Raw genomic sequence first — 14,783 nt, 5'->3', positions numbered from 1 at the left:
AAAGCAGGTGCCTTGGCACCTGCTTTTCTTTACTCACGTCTATATACTTAGTTACGGATTAAGTAATCAAATGCACCTAAAGCTGCGTTTGCACCTGAACCCATAGAGATGATGATTTGTTTGTACGGATTATTTGCACAGTCACCTGCTGCAAACACTCCTGGTACGTTTGTAGCGCCGTGCTTGTCTGTTACGATTTCACCGCGAGCGCGTTCAACTGTTTCGCCTAACCAGTCTGTGTTTGGCACAAGACCGATTTGTACGAATACACCTTGTAATTCAACGTGATGAACTTCTTCAGTTTCACGATCGATGTAAGAAATACCGTTTACTTTATCAGTACCAGTGATTTCTTTCGTTTGAACGTTTTTCAAAACAGTTACGTTTGGTAAGCTGTTAAGACGCTCTTGTAATACAGCATCAGCTTTTAATTCTGGCATGAATTCAAGAACAGTAACGTGCTTAACAATACCTGCTAAGTCGATAGCTGCTTCAATACCAGAGTTACCTCCGCCGATAACAGCTACGTCTTTTCCGATGAATAATGGACCGTCACAGTGTGGGCAGTATGCTACACCTTTATTTTTGAACTCAGCTTCACCTGGTACGCCAACGTTACGCCAGCGAGCACCTGTTGAAACGATTACGCTCTTACTTTTCAGAATAGCGCCGTTTTCAAGTTCCACTTCAATAAGTTCTTTTTTCTCTAAACGTTTTGCACGTTGTAGATTCATTACATCGATGTCGTATTCTTTTACGTGCTCTTCAAGACTTGCTACTAGCTTAGGACCTTCAGTGCGTTTTACGCTGATGAAGTTCTCAATACCCATAGTATCCATTACTTGACCACCGAAGCGCTCAGCAACGATACCAGTACGGATGCCTTTACGTGCTGCATAAATCGCTGCACTTGCACCAGCAGGGCCGCCACCAACAACAAGAACATCGTATGGATCTTTATCAGAAAGCTCTGATGCATCTGGACCGTTACCCATTTTAGCTAAAATTTCTTCAAGTGTCATACGACCGCTTCCGAAAGATTCGCCGTTTAGGAAAACTGTTGGTACTGCCATGATGTCTTTGCTTTCTACTTCCTCTTTGAATGCAGCGCCATCAATCATAGTATGTGTAATACCAGAGTTTAGAACGCTCATTACGTTAAGAGCTTGTACAACATCAGGACAGTTATGACAACTTAGGCTGATATAAGATTCAAAATGATATTCGCCTTGAATGTTTTTGATTTGATCGATTAATTTTTGTTCAACTTTTGGAGCGCGTCCACTTACTTGTAGTAAAGCTAACACTAATGAAGTAAATTCGTGTCCTAATGGAATACCAGCGAATACGACACCAGTGTCTTCACCAGGGCGATTTACGCTAAAGCTTGGTGTTCTCTCTAATTCAACTTTTTCTACTGTAATCTTAGATGACATAGTAGCTAATTCGTCTACTAGAGCTAACATATCTTTAGATACGTCGTCGTCTCCAGCGCTTACTTTAAGTAAAATATCGTTCTCCATTAACTGAAGGTATTGGGATAGTTGTGTTTTTATATCTGCATCTAGTATCATTTTGATCGAACTCCTTAGATTTTGCCTACAAGGTCAAGGCTTGGTTTAAGTGTTGCAGAACCCTCTTGCCATTTAGCTGGGCAAACTTCACCTGGGTTGTTACGTACGTATTGAGCTGCTTTAATTTTGTTAACAAGAATGCTTGCGTCACGGCCGATACCGTCAGCATTGATTTCCATAGATTGGATAACGCCGTCTGGATCGATGATGAATGTACCACGAGCAGCAAGACCTTCTTCTTCCATTAAAACGTTGAAGTTTGTAGTGATTGTGCGAGTTGGGTCACCAATCATAATGTATTCGATTTTGCCGATAGTTTCTGAGCTATCATGCCATGCTTTGTGAGTGAAGTGAGTGTCTGTAGATACAGAGTATACTTCAACGCCTAAGTCTTTAAGAGCTGCGTATTGGTTTTGTAAGTCTTCAAGTTCAGTTGGGCAAACGAATGTGAAGTCAGCTGGGTAGAAACAAACTACACTCCATTTTCCTTTTAAACTTTCGTCAGTAACTTGGATAAATTCTCCATTATGGTAAGCATTAGCTTTAAACGGTTTTACTTCTGTGCCGATTAATAACATATTAAAATTCCTCCTAAATGTTGGTTTTGAGCATCAAAAAATAGTGTGCTCATAAAATATATTTTTTAATTAACTATAATAATTCTAATTCGATATTAATTATCATATAGAAGTGGTTATTTTGTCAAGAGAATAAACCAACTTTATACCAATTTAATTAATATTTATTCTCAATTAAGGTTGTTAGGGAATTAAAAGGTAATTTTCATGTCATAAATTTTCAATGAGTGTTTGAAAGAGTAGTGTGTATGTTAGAGATATGGTGTAAGTATAAATTCTTAGGAAGGAGATATTTCTTAGAAGTTGTAGATTTGAAAAGGAACTGCTTATTTCTATTTTACAAAGAATTGTGCGATAAATAAAATAAAATGTATCGGAATCTTTGTGAACAATTATTGTCATCTTAAATGCATATAATAAGAAGTAGATTGCAATGAGAAATAGAAATATTGACGCTCATTTCTAACAAGATATAATAAAAACGAGATATGTATTGCAACAATAAAGATATAGTATAGATCGAAAAGATTTCAGTCTATTATTTTTTACGGCTTTTAGAAAACGCTTACAATTAGTGTGGAGGGGAAACCATGTCTAAGTTCACGAAGTATTTTTTAATGGAAGCTAACGATGTGATTGCATATGTGAAAGAGAAATTATGTAAGTTTGAGAGTGCAAAGGGGTTACAGTGTAAAGAAATTGGTGATGGGAATTTAAATTATGTGTTCCGCGTTTGGGATGAACAGAAGAATATTTCTGTCATTGTAAAGCAAGCTGGGCATACAGCGCGTATTTCAGATGAGTTTAAGTTGTCGACGAATCGTATTCGTATAGAATCGGATGTTTTGCAGTTAGAGGAGGAGTTAGCACCTGGGCTTGTTCCAACGGTGTATTTGTTTGATAGTGTGATGAATTGTTGCGTAATGGAAGATTTATCGGACCATACAATATTACGTACAGCACTTATAAATCATCAAATGTTTCCAAAGCTTGCGGATGATGTAACGACCTTTTTGGTAAACACACTCTTATTGACATCAGATGTTGTAATGAATCATAAAGAAAAGAAGGACCTTGTGAAAAATTATATAAATCCTGAGTTATGTGAAATTACAGAAGACCTCGTCTACGCTGAGCCATTTACAAATCATAATAAGCGTAACGAGTTATTTCCGTTAAATGAAGGATGGATTAGAGAGCATATTTATAGTGATAAAGAGCTTCGTATGGAAGTAGCAAAACTTAAGTTTTTTTTTATGACGAATGCACAGGCGCTTATTCATGGTGATCTGCATACTGGTTCTGTTTTTGTGAAAAATGATTCCACGAAGATTATTGATCCTGAGTTTGCCTTTTATGGACCGATGGGATATGACGTTGGGAATGTAATGGCAAATTTAATGTTTGCTTGGGTGAATGCAGATGCGACCATGGCGCTTGGAGCTGAGAAAGATACGTATATGGGTTGGCTACAATCGACAATGGTAGAGGTAATTGATTTATTTAAGAAGAAGTTTTTAGATGCTTGGAATATCCATGTGACCGAGATTATGGCGAAGGAAGAAGGCTTTAACGAAGTATATTTACAATCTGTATTAGAAGATACGGCTGCAGTGACGGGCCTTGAGTTAATTCGTCGTATTGTTGGGCTAGCGAAAGTGAAAGATATTACTTGTATTGAGAATGAGGAAGCACGTGCTAGAGCGGAACGCATTTGTCTTTAAGTAGCGAAGAAGTTTATTTTACGAGCGAATCAATATAAAACAGGCACAAGCTTTGTAGAAACGTTAAAAGAACAGTCAATGCACTACGCGAAGTAAGGGGAGAAGATGATGGAAGAGCAATTAATACCAATTCAGTGGAAAGAAGATGCTTTAGTTTTATTAGATCAAACATTATTACCGAATGAAGTTGTCTATGAATCTTTCAAGACAGCTGAAAGTGTGTGGGATGCCATTCAAGTAATGAAAGTAAGAGGAGCACCAGCGATTGGTGTTTCAGCAGCTTATGGTGTGTATTTAGGAGCTAAGGAAGTTAATCAAAGTACGGTGGAAGAATTTATAGAGGAAGTCAAAAAAGTATGTGCATATTTGGCAACATCAAGGCCGACAGCAGTAAACTTATTCTGGGCACTTGAAAGAATGGAGGCGGTAGCGACAGAGAACGCGCACTTATCAATCGCCCAGTTGAAAGATAGATTACTAGAAGAGGCAAAAGAGATTCATAGAGAAGATGAAGAAATTAACCGTCAAATTGGAGAACATGCATTAACATTATTCCATGATGGAATGGGGGTATTAACACATTGTAACGCTGGTGCGTTAGCGACGACTAAGTATGGTACTGCGACGGCTCCAATGTACTTAGCGAAAGAAAAAGGATGGGACTTAAAAATCTTTTCGGATGAAACACGTCCTAGATTACAAGGTTCAACGTTAACAGCACTAGAACTACAGCGAGCGGGGATTGATGTTACTGTTATTACGGATAATATGGCAGCTATGGTCATGTCACAAGGAAAAATCGACGCTGTAATCGTTGGGTGTGACCGTGTGGCAGCAAACGGTGATGTAGCAAATAAAATTGGGACATTAGGCGTATCTATTTTAGCAAAATACTACAACATTCCGTTTTATGTAGCAGCACCAACACCGACAATCGACTTAAAAACACCGACAGGAAAAGAAATTCCAATCGAGGAAAGAGATGCTTCTGAAGTGATTAATCGCTTCGGACAATATTCTGCTCCGAAAGAAAGTAAAGTATATAATCCGGCATTTGATGTCACACCACATGAAAATGTAACAGCGATTATTACGGAAAAAGGGATTGTAAAAGCGCCGTTTACGGAGAATTTAAAAAAGCTATTTCAATAAGTAGATAGATTTAAAAAGTCAGTCATCATAAGCTTCATACTTAGGGGGATGTATATGTTATTACAAAAAGAAAGAGAAGAAATTGTAGCGTATGGAAAGAAAATGATTTCTAGCGGTTTAACAAAGGGGACAGGCGGCAATATTAGTATTTTCAATCGCGAGCAAGCTCTTGTTGCAATTAGCCCAAGTGGTTTAGAGTATTATGAAACAAAACCTGAAGATGTAGTTATATTAAACTTAGATGGTGAAGTGGTAGAGGGAGAGAGAAAGCCATCAAGCGAGTTAGACATGCACCTTATTTATTATAGAAATCGTGAAGATATAAATGCGCTTGTGCATACACATTCACCTTATGCGAAGACGATTGCATCATTAGGATGGGAACTTCCTGCAGTATCGTATTTAATCGCTTTCGCAGGCCCGAATGTACGCTGTGCACCGTATGAAACATTTGGCACGAAGCAATTAGCAGATGCTGCTTTTGAAGGCATGATTGATCGTCGTGCCGTTTTACTTGAGAACCACGGTTTAATTGCAGGTGCAAATAACATAAAAATGGCATTTACTGTTGCGGAAGAAATCGAGTTTTGTGCGCAAATTTACTATCAAACAAAAAGCGTCGGAGAGCCGAAGCTATTGCCAGAAGATGAGATGGCGAATTTGGCTAAGAAGTTTGAAGGGTATGGGCAGCAGTAGAATGAAATAAAAACCCCCTCAAGAAAAAATCTTGAGGGGGTTTCTTTACGCCTTCTTAAGCAACAAATACATAAAGTAAGGAGCACCAATTAAAGCAACGACAATACCTGCTGGGATGCCATTAGGTTCAACGATGTTTCGGCCAATTGTATCTGCTAATAGCAATAGCCATCCGCCGATTAAAAGGGCGATAGGCATGAAAATTTGATGTCTTGGACCTACTAAAGATTTCGCGATATGAGGAGCCATTAGTCCGATAAAACTAATTCCTCCTGTTACGGAAACAGCTGCAGCAGCAAGCGCAACGGCTGCAACTAATAAGTATCTGCGTTCTTTTTCAATTTCAATTCCAACACCGATTGCGACTGGCTCGTTTAATGCTAGAATGTTTAATCGATTTGCTTTATAGAAAACGAACGGAATTAATACGATTAACCATGGGAGCATTGCTAAAACGAAGACCCAGTCATCTCCCCAAATGTTTCCGGCAATCCACTTGGCGATAAAGTCCACTTTCATACGATCAGCGGATGAAATAAGGACAATCATCATTCCAGATAGTGCAAATGAAAAACCAATACCAGTTAATGTTAGTCGGATTGGCTGAAGCCCAGTTGATTTGCTATATGAAAATACGTAGATTAGAACAGCTGTAAGAAAAGCCCCGATAAATCCAACGACTGGTAGTAAGTAAAGAAATGAACCTACATCTATTGGAAAGTATAAAAAGAAAATAGCAACAGCAACACCGGCCCCAGAGTTGATTCCGAGAATACCAGGTTCAGCTAAATCATTTCGAGTAATTCCTTGGAAGATAGCCCCTGATAAAGCGAGAGCCATACCAGCTAATAATGTAATAACAATTCTAGGTAGTCTTAAAGAGTATAAAACAAACTCCTCTTTAAAAGTCCCTTGTCCCATTAATGTTGGGAGTAGTCGATCATAAGATAAAGATGCTGAACCAAGTCCCATTCCAACTACAATGGTGGTGATGGTCAGTATTAGTAAAGCGAGTATAATAAGACGTTGTTTTCTTAGAATAGATTGCATCATGAGAATGTTTTTTCTCCTTTACGTACAACGAATAGGAAGAATGGCAGCCCTACAATTGCGACAATAGCGGCAACTGGTGTTTCATATGGAGCGTTAATAGTACGTCCGATTGTATCTGCAAGTAGCATAAAGGAAGCTCCAGCAATTGCTGACATCGGTATAACAAATCGGTAATCTGGACCGACAATTGGGCGTACCATGTGAGGTACCATTAAACCGATAAATGCCATATTTCCGACAAGCGCTACAGAAGCACCAGCAAGTAAGATAATAATGATAAATAGAATGGTTTTAATAACAATAATTTTTTGACCTAGTCCAATAGCCACTTCTTCACTGAAACTAAGAACTGTTAATATTTTTGCTAGTAAGATAGCGATAAAGATACTAATTGAAATGACTGGAATAATAATTTTCAATTGGCTCCAAGTAGTTCCAATTACGCCCCCGGCAGTCCAAAGTGATACATCTTGTGAAATTTTGAAGTAAATACCGACTCCTTCTGAAATTGCGAGTAGAAATGCTGAAACGGCAGCACCGGCTAATACAATTCGAAGAGGGGACAGCCCGCCTTTTTTCACCATACCAATTCCAAATACCATAATCGCGCCAATTGCAGCACCGATAAAGCAAGCAAATGTTAAGTAAAGATAGCTTATGGAAGGGTTGAAGGCTAGCGTTAACGCAAGTGCAGCATTTGCTCCACCAGATAGCCCTAATAATCCAGGATCTGCAAGTGGATTTCGTGTTAATCCTTGCATAATTGCTCCAGAAACAGCAAGGCCCGCTCCTACAAAAATAGCAGCAACTTCACGTGGCAAACGTATTTCGCGAATAATAGATATTTTGTCCCCTTTAGCGGAGGATGTGAGTGCTAACCATACGTCTTTTATTGAAGTATCTGCAGCACCTAATACCATTGCCACCATAAAAATAAGAAAGAATGCAATTATGCTCAAAATGAGTTTGTATGTAAAAGCTATAGAACGTGGATTGTCGTGATCTTTTGTCATTCGTTTCACATCTTTTCTGTTCATAGAATAAAGGAAGAGGAATTCTTAATTTAAGAATTCCTCATGTTTGTATTATTTACCAAGAAAGCTCTTCTTGAAGAAGTCTAGTTGGAAGTCTAATGTAAGTGGATCATTGAAATAGAATTCCATCATGTTTGCTTCGTATACGCGATTATTTTTTACTGCTGGGATGTTTTTATATGATTCTGTCTCTTGGAATGAGTTATCAGTATCTTTGTTTTTACTTACGATTAAGTAATCACCAGCAAATTCAGGTAATACTTCAGTAGATAATGCGTAGTAACCTTCTTTTAATGCTTTTTCTTTTACTTTTTCAGGCATTTTTAATTTCATTTCTTGGTACAGAATTTCTGTTCCACGGCCCCAGTTTTCGCCGTATACATAAAGCTGTTTGTTGAAGTTTTCTACAACAGAAACTGTTGCATCTTCACCAATTTTTGCTTTAATTTCTTTACCAGCGTCTTGTGCACGTTTCTTGAAGTCATCAACCCAAGTTTTTGCTTCTTTTTCTTTGTTTAATAACTTACCGATTTCTAAATGCTGTGTTAAGTAATCAACTTTTCCGTAAGTGTACGTTACAGTAGGAGCGATCTTCTTTAACTTATCAACATTTTTAATATTTGATAAACCAATGATTAAATCTGGATTTAGTTCAGCGATTTTTTCAACGTTTTCATCTGATACTTCAGCAACATCTTTAAGTTTGCTATCAAAGCGTGGGTTTTGTTTAGACCATGAATCTACCCCAACAAGATTTACATCTAATGACATTACGTTACCAGCGAATGATGATAAAACAACAACGCGTTTTGGATTTGCAGGAACTTCTACTTTACCATTTTCAGATTGGTATGTAATTGTTTCTGATTTACTACCTTTTGCATCGTTCTTTTTGTCTGTAGAGCCATTACTACAAGCGCTCATAACAAGAACGAAAAGAACTGTTAGTGAAATAAATAACTTTTTCATTGTCTTTCTCCTTTAACATAGATGATATGTGTATATAATAATTTGTTTAACTGCAATCTTTTTGAAAGAGTAGTGGTAATGCAAAATGCTTATTAAAAATCTTGAATATGAGATACTACAATATAGTATTAACCATATTAATAAAAGAAGATGTAATCTCAAATTTGCTAATTATTAACAAATTGATAATGATTATCACTATTGATTCTTTAAATAATATAATTTTATATAGGTGTATTGTCAATAGTAATTTTGATTGTAAATTTTGCGGAAACAGGTTATATTTTATTGAGAATGATAATCAACGACTAGTAGCTGAGGAGTGACACGAATGAATCAAGAAGAATTGTTTGATGTAACTGTGATAGGCGGAGGACCTGCAGGGCTTTATTCAGCTTTTTATAGTGGACTCAGAGAGATGAAAACGAAAATAATAGAATTTCAACCACAGTTAGGTGGAAAAATACATGTTTATCCAGAGAAGATGATATGGGATGTAGGAGGGCTGCTGCCAGTTACAGGTGATAAACTAATTGAACAACTTGTACAGCAAGGGCTAACATTTAAGCCAGAAGTGGTATTAAATACAAAAGTAGAATCGATTATTCGTAACGAAGATGGCACTTTTACGTTAAAAGCGATCACTGGAGAAGAACATTTTTCAAAAACAGTTATCGTCGCAACTGGAAGTGGTATATTGAAACCTCAAAAGTTATCAATTGAAGGTGCTGAGCGATTTGAAGTATCTAATTTAAATTATACAGTGAAATCTTTAAAGCGTTTCAAAGGTAAGACGGTCATTATTTCCGGCGGAGGAAATTCTGCTGTTGATTGGGCAAATGAATTAGAACCAATTGCGAAAAAAGTGTATGTAACATATAGAAAAGAAGAATTATCTGGCCATGAAGCACAAGTAAAACAACTGCTGAACAGCTCGGCGGAGTGTTTCTTTAATACATCGATTACAAAACTCATTGCTGGTGATAATCATGAAGCGATCGAATATGTAGAATTAACGAATCATGAAACAAGTGAAATTTCACATTTACCTATTGATGAAGTGATTATTAACCATGGATATGAACGTGACATTACGTTATTAGAAAATAGTGAGTTAGACGTTGCAATTATAGATAATTATTATATTGCAGGTAATGCGAATAGTGAGTCCTCTGTAGATGGATTATATGCTGCGGGAGATATTTTAAAGCACGAAGGGAAATTACACTTAATCGCGGGAGCATTCCAAGATGCTGGAAATGCTGTAAATAAAGCGAAACAATTTATTCAACCAGATGCAAGTGAGTACGGAATGGTTTCTTCGCATAATGAAGTATTTAAGAAGAGAAATCGTGAATTGATCAAGCAGATGATGAAATAATAAAAAAACAAGTATACCCCCATTTACTTCTCTATTCGAGTGATAAGAGAGGTAAATGGGGGTTTTCCTGTTTACTATATTTTCAATCATTATAATGACACCGGTTTCATCAGTTCATGTGATATGAACGTTTTATTTGTAAATCTTCCTAGAAAACAATGAATCTATGTTTTGCTGACGCAGAACAATATTACATTATGCTGTCCCTTTAGCTCGTTCGTTAGGAAATGGCATATTTAATATAGACGCAATATACTGTTTTCCATGCATTCGAGCTAATGATTCTAATATTTGACGGACGCGTTTTGTAAGATGTCCTTGTCCCTTTATAGCTTCACAATATGCGTCATAGAAAGCGTATTTAGCCCAAAGGAAATCATCTTGTTGGAATAAAAAATGATTTTTGTACCATTCCCCAATTGTATGGTAACAATTGTTTTCATGTATTACTGAGCTTTGAGAAAGAATACGATCAGATAAAGATGTAGTTAAATGAGAAATTGTGTTTTCTGTTTCAACCTGTAATGTTTTTTCTAACATTGTAATGATGTGACGAGTAGCCATATGTTAACTCTCCTTTGTGTAAATGGGTAATACCATTCTATATTTAAAAAATCCTTACTATATTATTATACAATATATGGAATGCATCCACCTTCTTTTTAAATTGCATTTACAAAATCTTTTTTATTTGTTTACAAAAATAAAGTAAGATACAGTATATATGAAAAAATAATAAAGGAATGAACGCGTTGTATATAACAGTAGAAGAAGCTGCGGAGTATTTGAATTTACCAAAGTCGTATATTGAAGAGCTAATTCAGCAAAAGAAAATTCGTGCATTATTTGATGGAGAGCAATATTTATTAAATAAAGAACAATTCAATACACATTTAGAACAAATGGAGAAATATAAGCAATTAGTGGAAGATATATTGAACGAACCAATTCCAGAAGATATGGATGTTAAAGACGAAGATTAAACTATGGGAGATCCCGTATGAAGATATGCAGAAATGTATCTTCATACGGGATTTTTAGTTTCAAGATATCAAAATTTTAAGGAGTCCCCAGGATTTTTTGGAATTTGATAGGTAGTAGTCTACCATGTTAAAAGCATATTTTTTTACAGCTAGGACAAACATAGAGCACGTAACCTGTACAGATACATATACTATCAGTGCAAAAGCTTATAAATTAATGGAAGGGGTTTTCTCGTGAGTTTATTTCATTGTGATTTTCTGAAAGACTTAATTGGATCTTATGTGAGAGTAAACAGGGGTGGTCCGGAATCTCAAAAAGGAACAATAATATCAGTATGTCCGGACTACTTCGTATTGCAGAATGAAAAAGGTGAGCTTTATTACTATCAACTTAGTCATCTAAAAAGTATTACAAAAAATGCGAAAGACTGTGGATCAAGTGATTCCGAGTGGGAAGATTGCGAATGTGCAGAAGACTTTGAGGCACTACTTCAAACTTTCAAATATTGCTGGGTAAAAATTAATCGCGGTGGTCCAGAGAAAGTAGAAGGCATTTTGCAAGATGTATCTTGTGATTTCGTAACATTAATCGTAAAAGAGGAACTTATATTAATTGCAATAAAGCATATTAAAAGCGTTAACTATAATGCATTAGCATGCGGAGAGAGCGATGAGAGCGATGATAGTAGCAGTAAGGAAAATAGTAGCAATAATTCAGGTCGCGCTCGTGCACAAAGACAATCAAGTAGAGGAAGATAAGAGGAAAGGGGGATACGAAATTGGAGAATGTATTATGCTGTGACCAAATTAAATGTTTAGTTGGTGAGGCTGTAAAAGTAAATCTTCGCGGACCAGAAAGTCGAGTGGGTGAGCTCGTAGCGTTAGGCAAAAATTATCTAACGCTACAATTACCTCATGGTGAATTAGTATATTATCAGTTGAAACATGTGAAGAGTCTAGTTAAGAAAGTGAAAGAAAGTAAATGTGGCGATTGTTATAGTTCATATTTCTGCTCTGATGAAGATACTTTTGTCGATGTATTACGTGACTTGAAGTATAAGTGGGTAAAGATTAATCGTGGTGGTCCAGAGTGCGTGGAAGGTTTATTAAGTGAAGTGCATGAAGAATGTATTACACTAGTAAACTGCGATGAAGTCATTTATATCATTAATTATCATATTAAGAGTGTGAGTCAAGTAGTGAAATGTAAAAAGAATGAAGATGAATAATGTTTAATAAATAAGAGGGGCATTATGAGGGAAAGAGAAGAACAATTTCTTATTTCGATAGTATGAAAAGGAATTACTTACTATTAAAACAGAACTTTGCCCTGATTATTTTTTTAGAAATGAAAGACAGGAAAGAAGAAATCCATAGGAAGGAGGATACAGATGAATGAGTTAAACAAAAGTATTGGAGAAAATATATATGTTAAATTAATCGGTGAAAAAAGATTTAAAGGTGTATTAATAGACGTAGGAAATGATATTGTTGTTCTTTACAACGGACAAGACTACGTATATATATCTTTATACCATGTACAATATTATAAATTTTTAAGACCACATGATGAAGAAATATCAAAACCAGATGTTGATTCTGTAATTAAGAGGGAATCACCTTCCATTTCTTTGAGAAAAGTATTAAGTACTTCTAAAGGGATTTTTACAGAAGTTTATGTAGCAGGAAATGCTCCAATACATGGTTATGTTACAAGTGTAATGAACGATTATATTGTTTTTTATAGTCCAGTTTATAAAACAGTATATATATCTTTAAAGCATTTGAAATGGTTAATTCCGTATAAAGAAAATCAAGTCCCGTACGCCCTCAATAAAAATGAACTCCCCGTGAATCCATTAAATATTACGTTAGCTAGAACATTTGAAGAACAGCTTATTAAAATGTCCGGCAAAATTATGGTGTTCGATTTAGGTGAGGAATCTAATAAGATCGGAAAGATGGCAAAGATTGATGAAGGGCATATTGAAATATTAAAAGCACGTGATGCAAAAATGTATGTGAATATTCAACACGTGAAATCTGTCCATTGTCCGTAGACTAGTTGAAAGGGCTGGCTTTTTCTTTTATATGCAGAAGAAAAGGTCGAGCCTATTTGTTTAGCTCGATTTGAATATGAGGGGGAAAAATGAATTGAATATAAATGTGTTAGTGTGAACGTTGAAGAGGAAATCTTGTGCTAAATCATAAAAAATATGTACGAGCTGTCTTTTGATGTATTCAATTTATTTTTTGAGGGAGAACTGCTTAACTAATTTATTAAAGGGGTTTTGTTTGTGGAGCAGTTTCCAAATTCGTTATCGATTACATTACTTGGTAGTGCTGGTGGAGCAGCAAAAGCAGTTTTAGCAATTTTAAATCAAGCGATAGTAAATGAAAAAGACCCGATTTATGAAGTGATAAAGAATGTTACATTTCATTTGGTTGATATAAAACAAAAAGATAGGACTTATTATGATGAGTTGTTTCCAAATTTGAAAGATCAATTGTTTTTATATGAAATCGACCTTCAAGATGTAGTGACATTTAAACAGCATTTAAAAGAAAGTAGTACGAGTGTTGTTATTGATGTTTCAGGGGCAGATACAATCAGAGTATTAAGTTGTTGTAATGAACTTGGAATTTGTTATATTAATTCAGCTTTGGAAAATGAGGCAGTAGATCAGGACGATAGTTTAATCGGCTTTCAGCTTACGGAAAGATATACGAGGTTTGAGAAGGAGAAAGAGAAATTTACAGGTACAAAGGCAATTATAGGCTCAGGTATGAATCCAGGTGTTGTTCAGTGGATGGTTGTTGAACTTATGAAGGAACGCCCACAGGAAAAGCCAAGAGCATGCTATATAGTAGAACATGATACGTCATTTTTGAATGATACAGCACTAATAAAGCCACATACACTGTATGCTTCATGGGCAGTAGAGCGATTTCTAGATGAAGCGATATGGAGTTATCCGATGTATATGAGTCATCATCGTCCCCTTTATTTTTATGAAGATGTATATGCTTCAGAGTATAAAGTAAAGTTAGGAGAGAAAGAGTTTTATGGTTGTTTAATGCCACATGAGGAAGTTTTAATTTTAGGGAAAAACTTCAATATGGAAGTTGGGTTTCTTTACCGAATTAACGAGTATACAACAAATGTAATTAGGCAGAATTTAGATAAGGTAGAAGATTTATGGAACTGGAATCGTAAAGTATTTAATCCAGCGGAAGAAGAGATTGCTGGCGAGGATCTAGTTGGTGTATTACTCGTTTATGAAAATAGCGAGACATATATGTATAACGTGATGAATAGCAGTCAAGTTTTTCGTAAATATAAAACAAATGCAACTTACTTCCAAGTAGGATGCGGAATTTATGCTGGTTTGTGTAGTTTACTTTTCGATAACTTTAAACAAGGTGCCTATTATGTAGAGGAATTATTATTAAATACAGAAAGTAAGTATGGAGAATATTTAAATTTATATATGAAGGATTTTGTAGTAGGGGGAAATGATTTTACGGATGGATTGCTACATGATCGGGTAAGATGGATATAAGTTATAGTGAAAAGGGAGGGGGATGGGGATCCCCTTCCTTTTCGTATTGCCCTGAAAGCAATTTCATACTGATAAT

At 36.0% G+C, this 14,783-nt stretch carries 14 protein-coding genes and 1 pseudogene; 9 read left to right on the top strand and 6 right to left on the bottom strand.

The window, feature by feature from the left end; all coding sequences use genetic code 11:
- Positions 1-47: 47 nt before the first annotated feature.
- On the bottom strand, positions 48-1,574 hold the full coding sequence (ahpF, locus tag ILT06_RS27760; protein WP_222655681.1) for an alkyl hydroperoxide reductase subunit F: 1,527 nt from the start codon (positions 1,572-1,574) through the stop codon (positions 48-50).
- Positions 1,575-1,588: 14 nt separating this feature from the next.
- Positions 1,589-2,152 (bottom strand): alkyl hydroperoxide reductase subunit C, encoded by a 564-nt coding sequence (gene ahpC / locus ILT06_RS27755; RefSeq protein ID WP_000924417.1) that lies wholly within the window; start codon positions 2,150-2,152, stop codon positions 1,589-1,591.
- 590 nt (positions 2,153-2,742) lie between these two features.
- Between ahpC and mtnK the strand changes: the two are divergent.
- From mtnK to ILT06_RS27740, 3 genes and pseudogenes are all read left to right on the top strand, one after another.
- Positions 2,743-3,972 (top strand): annotated as a pseudogene (gene mtnK, locus ILT06_RS27750) (S-methyl-5-thioribose kinase).
- Between the two features lie 12 nt (positions 3,973-3,984).
- Complete coding sequence (gene mtnA / locus ILT06_RS27745) at positions 3,985-5,028, top strand: S-methyl-5-thioribose-1-phosphate isomerase (protein ID WP_064477199.1); 1,044 nt, start codon at positions 3,985-3,987, stop codon at positions 5,026-5,028.
- Between the two features lie 54 nt (positions 5,029-5,082).
- Positions 5,083-5,724: an L-fuculose-phosphate aldolase gene (locus ILT06_RS27740; RefSeq protein ID WP_000926542.1), complete on the top strand. Its 642-nt coding sequence runs from the start codon at positions 5,083-5,085 to the stop codon at positions 5,722-5,724.
- A 45-nt stretch (positions 5,725-5,769) separates the two neighbouring features.
- On the opposite strand, the gene ILT06_RS27735 is transcribed toward ILT06_RS27740, so the two are convergent.
- The 3 genes from ILT06_RS27735 to ILT06_RS27725 are packed head-to-tail and all read right to left on the bottom strand — an operon-like array spanning position 5,770 to position 8,780.
- Complete coding sequence (locus ILT06_RS27735) at positions 5,770-6,777, bottom strand: FecCD family ABC transporter permease (RefSeq protein WP_000983741.1); 1,008 nt, start codon at positions 6,775-6,777, stop codon at positions 5,770-5,772.
- A complete protein-coding gene (locus ILT06_RS27730) occupies positions 6,774-7,814 on the bottom strand; it encodes a FecCD family ABC transporter permease (RefSeq protein ID WP_222655680.1) in 1,041 nt (346 codons plus the stop codon). Before ILT06_RS27730 ends, ILT06_RS27735 begins: the two co-directional genes overlap by 4 nt.
- A 48-nt stretch (positions 7,815-7,862) precedes the next feature.
- A complete protein-coding gene (locus ILT06_RS27725) occupies positions 7,863-8,780 on the bottom strand; it encodes an iron-hydroxamate ABC transporter substrate-binding protein (RefSeq protein ID WP_000732569.1) in 918 nt (305 codons plus the stop codon).
- A gap of 331 nt (positions 8,781-9,111) precedes the next feature.
- Between ILT06_RS27725 and ILT06_RS27720 the strand changes: the two genes are divergently transcribed.
- Positions 9,112-10,161: an NAD(P)/FAD-dependent oxidoreductase gene (locus ILT06_RS27720; RefSeq protein ID WP_064477200.1), complete on the top strand. Its 1,050-nt coding sequence runs from the start codon at positions 9,112-9,114 to the stop codon at positions 10,159-10,161.
- A gap of 195 nt (positions 10,162-10,356) precedes the next feature.
- Here ILT06_RS27720 and ILT06_RS27715 read toward each other — a convergent pair whose 3' ends face one another.
- Entirely contained in the window at positions 10,357-10,725 is a 369-nt protein-coding gene (locus ILT06_RS27715) for a hypothetical protein (RefSeq protein ID WP_048541984.1), read from the bottom strand.
- 179 nt (positions 10,726-10,904) lie between these two features.
- Between ILT06_RS27715 and ILT06_RS27710 the strand changes: the two genes are divergently transcribed.
- The 5 genes from ILT06_RS27710 to ILT06_RS27690 all read left to right on the top strand — a co-directional run bounded on the left by ILT06_RS27710 (position 10,905) and on the right by ILT06_RS27690 (position 14,707).
- Complete coding sequence (locus ILT06_RS27710; RefSeq protein ID WP_002006755.1) at positions 10,905-11,144, top strand: helix-turn-helix domain-containing protein; 240 nt, start codon at positions 10,905-10,907, stop codon at positions 11,142-11,144.
- Between the two features lie 234 nt (positions 11,145-11,378).
- Positions 11,379-11,903, top strand: a complete 525-nt coding sequence (locus tag ILT06_RS27705; protein WP_064477201.1) for a hypothetical protein — start codon at positions 11,379-11,381, stop codon at positions 11,901-11,903.
- 20 nt (positions 11,904-11,923) lie between these two features.
- Positions 11,924-12,373, top strand: coding sequence for a hypothetical protein (locus tag ILT06_RS27700; protein WP_064477202.1), 450 nt, complete (start codon positions 11,924-11,926; stop codon positions 12,371-12,373).
- Between the two features lie 162 nt (positions 12,374-12,535).
- Positions 12,536-13,204: an LSm family protein gene (locus ILT06_RS27695; RefSeq protein WP_064477203.1), complete on the top strand. Its 669-nt coding sequence runs from the start codon at positions 12,536-12,538 to the stop codon at positions 13,202-13,204.
- Positions 13,205-13,441: 237 nt separating this feature from the next.
- Entirely contained in the window at positions 13,442-14,707 is a 1,266-nt protein-coding gene (locus ILT06_RS27690; RefSeq protein ID WP_064477204.1) for a hypothetical protein, read from the top strand.
- The last annotated feature ends 76 nt before the right edge of the window (positions 14,708-14,783 follow it).

The sequence above is a fragment of the Bacillus sp. 17RED48 genome (assembly GCF_019837545.1).
Taxonomy (GTDB): Bacteria; Bacillota; Bacilli; order Bacillales; family Bacillaceae_G; genus Bacillus_A; species Bacillus_A wiedmannii.
The sequence above is the reverse complement of the archived record's forward strand: the minus strand, read 5'-3'. Positions and strand labels throughout refer to the sequence as shown.